This is a genomic window from Halorubrum vacuolatum, assembly GCF_900188065.1.
In the GTDB taxonomy this organism is placed as follows: domain Archaea; phylum Halobacteriota; class Halobacteria; order Halobacteriales; family Haloferacaceae; genus Halorubrum; species Halorubrum vacuolatum.
Map to the genome: position 1 here is coordinate 1 of NZ_FZNQ01000068.1, position 1,260 is coordinate 1,260.

Genomic DNA, 1,260 nt, shown 5'->3' on the forward strand with positions numbered 1-1,260 from the left:
AACTATAAAGACAATAAAAACGATAGTTTATGGCTAACAGATTCAAACTGGCCGGTAAAAGGACCAGTAGAAGACAGAGTCCTAAGAGACAGACCTAACAGCCGATCATTCGATATAATAGGAAGCACGTTTGTAGATGATAATGGGAACTTAGCCGTCGATTTTGAAGATTTGAATCAGAGAGAAGCAATATCATTTAATTCTTTGCCGACTAGATGGTTGAATCTTCGAGGTTATGATCTTGATAACAACCCTTTCATAGCTGTACATCCTAGTGTATCTGAGTCTTATAATAGAGATATTTTGGAAGGTGAAGATAGTGAGCTTTATTGGAATAGGGCTAGGCCTGCTTTACTCGCATTAAATTATGCATCTGAAAGAGGATTGTTTGAAGAATCTGCATTCGGCTTATTAAACATACCTATAGATGAACTACCAGAGTTTAAATGGCCTGTAATTGGTAGATATGATGAAGATGAGGAACAGGTATATCTTGATGAACAAGTTGATAGACAAGAATTCACGGATTATATTATGGATTTGAAGGAAGATATAGAATTTATTGAAGCTGAGGAAGAATACTTTGATATGCTTGGTTCAAAGGCAGGACAATAAAAGATCAAGAATAAAGTGGCTTTTTATGGAAAGCTATCTTCCTCAAAGCTCGCGTAGTTTGACTCTATCATATCCCTTAGATCGTCGTCTCTATGGACATGCGCTACATCTCCTTCTTCTCCACGAGCCTTCTCACTGAAATCAGTCAAATCGTACCACCACTCGCAAGCATAACCTGAATATTCGTTAGTTGTTTCAATGGCATCTGACATAATGGGTAAATTGGTTAGAGCCGCAATGAAATTGACCTTAATTTCAAATGTTATGTGATCTGGGCTGTTTGTGGGCTGTATGAGTGATTCTGACGGCGGATGGCATTATGCGGGTGAGGCGAATGTTTCGAGTGAAGGCAGGGTAAGTCTTCCTGAGAGACTTTTTGAGGAGAGTATACTGCATCCCGACCAGGTCGCTTATTGGTCTTATGAAATTGGAGTCGGATTTCTGCTTGTGTCTAACCAACCGTTGAAGAGGGATATCTATAAAACGCAAAAAAACTCTGATATTGGGGATGCTCCGGGGTATAGAACGACCATTCCGAAAAAGTTCTTTTCGGCTTCATTGAATCCGCAGAAGGCGTCGGGTTTCATTGTTTGACGGCTTGTTCGACGTTGTAGACGGCGGCGGCAAGCGTAATTTCACGGAACT

General features: G+C 40.4%; 3 protein-coding genes. 2 read left to right on the top strand and 1 reads right to left on the bottom strand.

Annotation, left to right across the window (positions count from 1 at the left end):
* Positions 1–615, top strand: a 615-nt coding sequence (locus CHB65_RS17590; protein ID WP_179213718.1) for a hypothetical protein, incomplete at its 5' end; no start/stop codon positions are given.
* A gap of 23 nt (positions 616–638) precedes the next feature.
* On the opposite strand, the gene CHB65_RS17190 is transcribed toward CHB65_RS17590, so the two are convergent.
* A complete protein-coding gene (locus CHB65_RS17190) occupies positions 639–827 on the bottom strand; it encodes a hypothetical protein (protein ID WP_143420483.1) in 189 nt (62 codons plus the stop codon).
* 79 nt (positions 828–906) lie between these two features.
* Between CHB65_RS17190 and CHB65_RS17195 the strand changes: the two genes are divergently transcribed.
* Positions 907–1,209 carry a hypothetical protein gene (locus tag CHB65_RS17195; RefSeq protein WP_143420484.1) on the top strand — a complete coding sequence of 101 codons (303 nt, stop codon included), beginning with the start codon at positions 907–909 and terminating at the stop codon, positions 1,207–1,209.
* Positions 1,210–1,260: the final 51 nt, after the last annotated feature.

Excerpts from the sequence above, each read along its gene's own strand:
- CHB65_RS17195 (WP_143420484.1), top strand. The coding sequence starts at position 907 with ATGAGTGATTCTGACGGCGGATGGCATTATGCGGGTGAGGCGAATGTT.
- CHB65_RS17190 (WP_143420483.1), bottom strand. The coding sequence starts at position 827 with ATGTCAGATGCCATTGAAACAACTAACGAATATTCAGGTTATGCTTGC.